Genomic DNA, 8,602 nt, shown 5'->3' with positions numbered 1-8,602 from the left:
CGGTTTCGTCCTGGATGCGCTGCCCGCCAAAGCTGTTGGCCCAGACCGTGATCGGCGCGGGATCGGTCCACAGGCTGCGCGGCGCCTTGGTGAAGGGCCCGGCCTGCGCCGTCTCGGGCGCATAGGCCATCGCCATCATGTTGCTGCCATTCGGCCCGGAGCCGCCGTTGAGGCGGCCCTGCACCAGCGACGACACACCGCCGGTAAAGTCCATCAACGTGCGGTCGGTCTGTGCCAGTGCGGTGGGATCGAGCGTCGCAAGCGTGGTGCCGGAGACGACCGAGGGGCCATTGAAGCTGCCGCCGGAGACATTGGTGTGGATCGTGCCGTCAAAATTGATGAAGGTCGGCAGAGCAATCGAGGTCAACGAGGACAGTTTGGTGTTCGGCGCGACGAGGTTGACAATGACGACGTCGTCGCCGTGACCGAAATCGACCACGCCGTTGATCTTCGAGCCCGGCAGCAGCGTCAGCGTGTCGGCGTCGCTCGACAACTTGATCGCCGTGCCGCCGGTGCCAGTGACGGTGCCGGAATTGACGATATTGGCTGCACCATTGGATCGAATACCGATGGCGCTGATGATGGAGCCACCGTTGTTGAGGTTGACGAAATTCGCGTCCACGGCGACGCCGCTGCCGGGAAAGGTCCCGCGAATGGTGCCAAAATTGGTGACGTTTACCGTTCCGGACGACGCTATTCCCTCGGCTCCTATGATGAAGCCTGAAGCCGCGTTCACTATCGTCAAAGCTTTGTCTGCACCGGCAAAATGGAGTATCGCCGCGCCGTCAGCCACAAGGTTTCCTGAATTGACGATCGCTCCGCCGGAGCCGACCAGAACCGCCGCAGACCCCGCACCAACACCTCTTATCGTCCCCGAATTGTTCAGATCAATTGCGCTTGACGTGTCCAACGCAAATCCGGCGCTCGTGATCAAGCCCGAATTTACGACAGTCGCATTGTTTACGAATATTCCGACGATGTCGCCGGAGATTGTCCCTGAATTCGAAATGGAGAAGTCGTGAACGGCTGAAACGCCCCACGATCCGGAAATTTCTCCCGCATTCGCGATCGTACCGGCATCTGCCCGTATCGCGATTCCGTTGGCGCCGGTCGCCTTGATCGAGCCTGCATTCGCGATCGTTACGCTCCCGACGGCCTCGATGCCTCTTGACCCGCCTGAGATCGTGCCGGTGTTCGAGGTCACATTGACCGTGTTACCTCTGATACCGATGGAGTTGCTGCCAACTGCGGTGAGCGTACCGCTGTTGTTGACCGTGACGACGAAACCATCGATCGCAAGACTGTTCGCACCAGAAGTGCCGATGCTGCCCGAGTTCGTGACAGTCAGAGGGCCACTGCTCTTTATGGCAGTCTCACCCGCATTGATGTTGCCCGAGTTGACGACATCGTTTCCACCGTCGTTATTCCCGGCGTTGATGGCGATGCCGTTCATCCCATCTGCTGCGATGGTGCCCTCGTTCCGAACATGCAATTTGAAACCTAAGATCGCCGTACCGGCATCGGACGATATAACGGACGACGTTCCAATGTTGTTGATGACGGCCTCGTTGTCGTAGGAGATCGCATAGGATCCACCTTTGATTCTACCGGAATTATTCACCGTTCCCGTAAGGAACCTGAGGCCATTGTCCGTCCCGGTGAGTGTCGCGTTCGTTACGATGTTATAGGTATTGCCAACATCGGTACCGGTGCCATAACCATTCGTCCCATTGGCATTACCTGTCGTTCCCGTGCAACTCACCGTCGCGTTGCTGACCGGCGCCGTGGGCGTGCATGCGGCTTCGGCCCGCTCGATGGTGAACAACGGCGCGACCAGCGTCGCTTGCACGAGAAGGCGGATCGAGCGCTGCACGAAACGCCGTTGCACGATGCCGTTCAGAGCCGTCACATTCATTCCCGATCCCCAGTTCGGCGCTGGCTTTAAATCCACAGCCCTCGCATTCTCGTCAGCTCGCGCACGAGACCCGCAGCGGACTCGGCTGATCTCAGGCACAATTATAATTAGATCGAGATTCGTCTCGCCGCTTGGACGGGAACGACCGCGTCTAGGCTCAGGATGAACTCCCGCACACTCACGGCTGACTGTTGCAAATTCGCGTAACCGTCTCTGCTTGCTCAGAACGCGACGCGAACGCCGCCCTTCGCGGTGACGGTGCGGCTCTGGTCGGACATGATCATGCCCTCGACCGCGCCGAACACGGACACGCTCGCGCTGGTGCGGTAGTCGAAGCCGAAGCCTGCGACCGCACCGACGGTGCTGCGGCTGCCGGGCGTGACGAAAGACAAGTTCTGCCCGAGCAGCACACTGTTGATGCTGGTGTCGCCTACGCGCTGGAGCGCGATCACGCCGCCATGGATGTTGGCCTTGAGCTCGCCGCCCGCGAGGCTCGTCACCCGGGACAGGTCGACCTCGCCGCGTTCCTCGAAATCCTGCAGCGTGCGTCCGCCGACCGAGAGCCCCTGCGCCGAGCCGGTCTCGCTGTAGCCGTCGAACCGGCCGGCGACGTAGCGCAACCGCGCCGTCGGCGTCAGCAGATAGCCGTTGCCGATGTTGAGCCTGTAGCCGTAGGCGACCTCGGGGCTGATGTACCAGCCGCTGTAGTTTGCGGTTGCGGTTTCCATGCCACCGACCGCTGCATTGCTGAGCACCAGGCGCCGCGATTTGTTGTCGGCGTTGCCGCCCTGGATCGTGAAGTCGAAGAACTGCGACACCCATTCGAACCGGCTGTAGACACCGGCGAACACGTAGTTGGTATCGACCGACTGCGAGTTGAGGTCGACCGAGAGACCGCCCTGCCCGCCGCCGAGGAAGCCGCCGACCAGCCAGTTCGGCTGCACCTTGCGGTCGATGCCGATGGCGCCGCCCCAGGCGGTCGAAGTCGCACGCAACGTCGAGGCGGTCTCGTCCTGGATGCGCTGGCCGCCAAAGCTGTTGGCCCAGACCGTGATCGGGGCTGGATCGGTCCACAGGCTGCGCGGCGCCTTGGTGAAGGGCCCGGCCTGCGCCGTCTCGGGCGCGTACGCCATCGCCATCATGTTGCTTCCGCCTGTGCCACCACCGCTCAGGCGGCCCTGCACGAGAGAAGAAACGCCGCCGGTAAAATCCATCAGCGTGCGGTCAGTCTGCGCCAGCGCGGTCGGATCGAGGGTGGCCAAGGTGCCGCCGACAACGACCGAGGGACCGTTGAAGCCGCCGCCCGACGTGATGGTGTTGATGGTGCCGTTGAAATTGACGAAGGTCGGCAGCGCGACGCTCGTCAATGACGATACTTTGCTGCGAGGCGCAAGATTGACATTGACGACGTCGGCGCCGAAGCCGAAATCGACCACGCCGTTGATCTTCGAGCCCGGCAGCAGCGTCAGCGTGTCAGCAGCGTTCGACAGCTTGATCGCCGTGCCGCCCGAACCCGTGATCGTGCCCGAGTTCGTGATGTTCGACCCGCCGCTCGACGAGATGCCGGTCACTGCGACGATGGCGCCGGAATTGTTGAGATTGACGCTGTCGCCATTCAGCGCAATGCCGTTTGACGAAATCTGCCCTGTGTTGGTCACGTTGATGTTTTGAGCAACGATCGCGGCTGTTCCGCCCGATATGATGCCGCCGTTCACCACATCGGCCGTCCGGATCGCGACGATGCCACCAGCGCCTCCCGAGATCGTACCGGTATTGCGAACCATCGCATCATTAGAATCCGCAGTCACCGCATTGCCGCTGATGGCGGTGATCCCACCGGTGTTGTCGATGACGGCAAAGCGGCCGCCGTAGATGGCGGCGGCGCCGACAATTGTGCCTGAATTCACCACAGTCGCGACGTTGAAGGCCACGACGGCCCCTGATGATGCCGACCGGATTTCGCCCGCGTTGTTGATCGTGACGTTAGCCTTGCCCGCCGCCGGATCGCCATGCGCCAGGATGGTATTAGTGCCTGCGGAAATGGTGCCGGAAGCGGCATTGGTCACATTGATGTCGCCAGTCCGTGACACGATCGCGTTGCCGCTTGCCTGGATCAATCCCGCATTACTGACGGAGACGGATTGGTCCGCGACGACCGCGCCGGCGCCGCTGACGGTGCCGGAGGCGAGATTCGACAGATTGACGTTCTGGCCGGCTAGGCCAAACGCGTGACCAATGATGTTGCCCGCGTTCACCACTGTCGCCAGACCGGAGGATTGGATGGCGCCTCCGCTTGCAGCGATCTGGGAGATGACACCGGAGCCATTGTTGGTGATGTTGAGGGTCTGGCCAGTCACGCCGCTCGCATCCCCCGAGATCATGCCGGTGTTCGAGATCAGGTTTACGACGTCGCCATTGATCCCGACGGTGTCTGGACCTATTCCTGCGATCGTACCGGAATTGGTCACGGTGACGTTCCTGACCTCGATCCCGCTGCCGCGCCCGCCGGCCTCGCTGTTGATCGTGCCGGCATTGTTGATGGTCCCGGTAAACCCGGTGATGCCGTGGAAACCCACGATGGTGGCGCCGGCAAGGTTGGAGATGGTCAGATCGCTCCCCGACGCAATCCCGGCCGAAGTGGCTCCGTCGATCGTGCCGGCGTTGATGAATGCGGCGCCATCGCGGCTCCTGATGCCAAACGCGCCACCGTGAACCTTGGCGCCGACTTCAATCTTGTAGGTGTTGTTGTCGTCATCGAACGTACCGTAGCCGGTGCGACTACCCTGCTGAGTGTCGACGTCGCCCGAACAAACAATTGTGGCGTTGCTGACCGGCGCGACCGGCGTGCAAGCGGCCACGGCGCGTTCGACCGTGAAGATTGGCATGGCGAGCACAGCCAGTGCCAGAAAGCGCATCGTTCGCCGCGTCAAATGCCACGGCGCAATATCTCCAAGACCCATCACATTCATTTCCAGTTCATCGTCGCCGTCATCCCGCCCCACCGGCGCACAGGCAAATTGTCGCCAGCCTCCTCGGATCGGATGACGCCAGCTCATGCCAATTTGCATTCGCTGACGCCAAGGTAGAAAAGAGGGGCGCTTCCGACTTGGACGGCAGCGACCGGATTTTGGCTCAGAACGAACCGAAGCCCGTTTCGTGCGTCACTGATGCAGAGTTGTGACATTGTCGCCGGGGCGCTTATGCCTGGTCCCAGCCGACCTTCTCCGCATTCTCGGACCAGACCGCGGCGCGATAGATTTCGCGCCCGCTATTGTCGCGGACGCGGATCCAGGCGTCGCGATCGCGCAGGTCATCGCGCCAGACGAACAGATGTCTGGCCATCTCGTCGGCAACGACGAACGTCGCGTTGGATTGCTCGAAAATCATGCCGCCCGGGTCGATCTTCACGACATTGCCGACCAACAGGTCAAAGAAAAAGCGGCGCATGCAGCACTCCAACTATGGACAGCGCACGCCCGTGCCGCCCCCAAAATCGATACTTGATTTGAAATCTGGTCGAACGCGGCTACGCCACCTCGCCGCTCCTGACATCGCTCGGCGTCGCGTTATAGGTCCGCCGGAAGCAGCGGTTGAAATAGGAGAGATCGCCGAAGCCGACGTCGTAGGCGATCGAGCTCACGGTGCGCTCGGCATATCCGGGTTCCCGCAGCATGCGATGGGCGCGCTTGACGCGTTGTTCGGTCAGGAAGGAGGAGAACGTCTTGCCGTCGGCTTCGAACAGGCGCTGGAGATAGCGCGGCGTCACGCCAAGCTCGTGGGCAACCGAACCCACCGAGAGGTCCTGCCGCCAGCAATTGTTGGAAATAGAGACCTTGGCCTTCTGGAGCCGAGCCGCCTTGACGCCACGCCGTCCGGCCAGTTCTCGCGTCTCACTGGTCGCACCGAGGACGAGCGCCAGCAGATCATGCAGGTGTCCGACCCCGAGCTGCCGGAGCTCAGGCGTCGCGAACGCCTTCTCCCGCACCAGCGTCACCGCGTAGTCGACCAGCAGGCTGAGACCGGCGGAGCCTTCCGGCATGACGCGCATCACGGCATCATCGACGTCCACGATCATCGGCGCCAACACGCGCCTCGGCACACGCAGCGAGAAGCAGCTGCCCAGTGACAACCGCTCGAACGTCGTGACGTCCTCCGCGCTCGTCAGGACCGCCTCTCCTGCATGGAGCCTCAGATCGTGCCCTCGCTCGGATATCCCGAGAACGCCGGACCTGTTCACGATCAGGGCGAGACTGTCGTCGCCATCGGCCACCAGTTGCTTGGTGCGAATGACCCGCGCTCCGCACAATCCCCCGATCAACAATTGGGCTTCCGGCAGGACGTGGGACGTGAAGCTCGCCGCCGCCGGCTTTCCTGCCCTTGCCTCGACCTCTGCCTTCAATACCCCGCGACAATAGAAATCGCGAAGCATCGGGATGCGCTCGCCTTCGGGAATGTCGTTCGTTGAAACATTGAGAACGGAAAAATCAATCATGCTGCTCACTGCAATCTCTCCAACCGACGAGCAGGCCGGCCATACGCTGTCGTTTCCTCACACGCGCGTTCAATGCCGTCGCGGCATGTCCGTGCGGCGCACGCTGCTCTTCATTTCAGAAGCGCGATATACGAAAGTCCCAGATGACTCGCGTCCTGCGTTCGGAGGACCCACGAGCTCGGCTCATCACAATGGATTGAGAGCGCGGCATGGAATAATGAGCCATGTGAACGAATTACTTCGTCCCCTCATCGCCATTCGTTCGCCGCGCGAACGGCACGGCAAAGCCGGCGGCGATCTTCACCAGATCGGCCTGCCTGCCAGCGCCCGTTTTTTCGAACAAGCGGCCGAGATGCGTTTTCACCGTCGTCTCGGCAATGCCGAGCTTTGCAGCAATGTCGGGGACGCCGCCGATCTCGATGATTGCCATCAGCACGCGCAATTCGGACGGCGTCAGCCTGAAAGCCGCGGCGATCGCGTCGGCTGCGAGCAATGGCAGCATGGAAGCTCTTTGAACGAAGAGCATCGTGGCCGCGACGTCCCGTGACGTGCTGCGATCCCGCTTCAGCGGAAAGGCATGGAGCAGATAATGCTGCCCATCAGCCGACGTCGCAAGCTCGATCTGACGACGAGTGCCTCCACCGATTTCGCACAGGCCGCGGAATATCTTGTCGGTCAGGGTGTTGCGGGCCACGATCCGGTCGCCGACCATCGCAAGCAGATTGGCGTCGGCGAACAACTGGCGGCATGCGGCGTTGGCATGGACGACGCGGCCGTCCGCGTCGAGCAGACAGATCGATGTGTTCAATCCGTCGAGGACGTCGGCTAGGTCGTCCACCGTATGGGAGCGGGCCCGGATCTGCCGGCCCATGATCTGCGACCGCTGGATATGCGGGGCAAGCAGCCTCATGCGCTCCCCCATCGCGTCGTCGACGGTTCCGCGGGAGCGATGACGCAACACCTGCAGGATCGTGGTGCGGGCGAGCGTGTTCTCGAGCGCGATCGTCGCAAGGTCTATCGCCCCTTGCGGTTCCACCCACTCGCGATGGAAGCTCGTCTCCAAAAATTGTGCATGGGGCATGATGTCGGTCACGCCGATCGTTTGGTCGCGGGCGAAAGTGAGGTGACGATCGAGCAGAGGATCGAACTCCACGTACCGGTCACGATAAAGCTGACGGAAGTGGGCATCGATTCCAAAATGCTGGTGAATCTCGATCGAAAGCCGCGCAGAATCCCTGGACAGGATCATCGCGGCACAGCCGCCGACGAAATGCGTAACCTGCTCCAGTACGCTGCTGCGCAACGCGGGATCGACCGCCGCATCGTAAATCTCGCCGATGAGGGACGAGAATCGATTTGCCTGCTGGACCGTCATCGGGCGAACGACGCAATCTGCGTGTGGCCCGCGCGCGGGTGGGAACTCGCGATCCGGGAACCGGCGGAGAAGACAGACCGGTCAATTGCCGCCTTCGACGAGGAAAAAACGTTGTAACTAGATGCTGGAATATCGAACATCGTCCTTGCGTAACGTCAACCGCAGGGTGCGGCTTGGACGGTTTCGCCAAAGACTAGGATAAATGCGAACAGCGCGCGGACTGTGTGCGATGAGTCACGCGCCTGTTCGTTGCCACCCGCTCATTGCCGTCGCCCTGTCGGCTTCAAAGCCGGCATCGGCAATCTATTTCCGGTTCTCCTCGCAGAACTTCAACGCCGCCAGCGCTTCGCCGGCACGCGGCATCTGCATCTCGATGCTGTCGTCGTCATCGTCCTCGAAATCGAGCGTGAGGCGCTTGGCCTTCGACAGGCGATCCATCATCGACTGGTCGTACTCGAAGATGCCGCGCACGGTGGTCTTGTCCATGACCTCCCACTTTGCCTTCTTCATGATGTCCGCATCGTCAGTACCGACATCGGCCCGAAGGATCTCGCCGACCTTCTCCCATTCCCAGCCATCGTAGATCATCACGATCACGATCGCCTTCTCGGAATAGGTGATCACGATGACGTAGTCGCGGTTCTCGTCATCCTTGTCCTTGTAGCCACGGCTCGCATTGCAGTGCGTATCCTGCGTACGCTTCTCGATGGTCCAGTCGCCGACCTTGGATTGTTGCGCTAGCGCCGGCCCGGCGCTTAAGGCACCCACGGCGAGCAAAATGGCAAGAAAAAAACGTTTCATGTCAGCCTCCGGCGCGTTC

Annotated in this window: 6 protein-coding genes; all 6 read right to left on the bottom strand. The window is 61.5% G+C overall.

What is annotated here, in order from left to right:
• Window positions 1-1,915 (bottom strand): beta strand repeat-containing protein (locus tag MOV74_RS07760; RefSeq protein ID WP_404979128.1); only part of this gene is annotated, 1,915 nt, incomplete at its 3' end.
• 221 nt (window positions 1,916-2,136) lie between these two features.
• On the bottom strand, window positions 2,137-4,830 hold the full coding sequence (locus MOV74_RS07755; protein ID WP_246919788.1) for an autotransporter domain-containing protein: 2,694 nt from the start codon (window positions 4,828-4,830) through the stop codon (window positions 2,137-2,139).
• Window positions 4,831-5,113: 283 nt separating this feature from the next.
• Window positions 5,114-5,362 carry a DUF6894 family protein gene (locus tag MOV74_RS07750; RefSeq protein WP_246919784.1) on the bottom strand — a complete coding sequence of 83 codons (249 nt, stop codon included), beginning with the start codon at window positions 5,360-5,362 and terminating at the stop codon, window positions 5,114-5,116.
• 79 nt (window positions 5,363-5,441) lie between these two features.
• The gene (locus tag MOV74_RS07745) at window positions 5,442-6,407 is read right to left on the bottom strand and encodes an AraC family transcriptional regulator (protein ID WP_246919793.1); all 966 of its coding nucleotides are present in this window, start codon (window positions 6,405-6,407) and stop codon (window positions 5,442-5,444) included.
• Between the two features lie 235 nt (window positions 6,408-6,642).
• Entirely contained in the window at window positions 6,643-7,782 is a 1,140-nt protein-coding gene (locus MOV74_RS07740) for a helix-turn-helix transcriptional regulator (RefSeq protein WP_246919781.1), read from the bottom strand.
• Window positions 7,783-8,085: 303 nt separating this feature from the next.
• A complete protein-coding gene (locus MOV74_RS07735; RefSeq protein WP_246919778.1) occupies window positions 8,086-8,583 on the bottom strand; it encodes a hypothetical protein in 498 nt (165 codons plus the stop codon).
• Window positions 8,584-8,602: the final 19 nt, after the last annotated feature.

The organism is Bradyrhizobium sp. SHOUNA76 (assembly GCF_023006445.1).
Taxonomy (GTDB): Bacteria; Pseudomonadota; Alphaproteobacteria; order Rhizobiales; family Xanthobacteraceae; genus Bradyrhizobium.
Note: the sequence above shows the minus strand (reverse complement) of the source record. Positions and strands in the feature narration are given on the sequence as shown.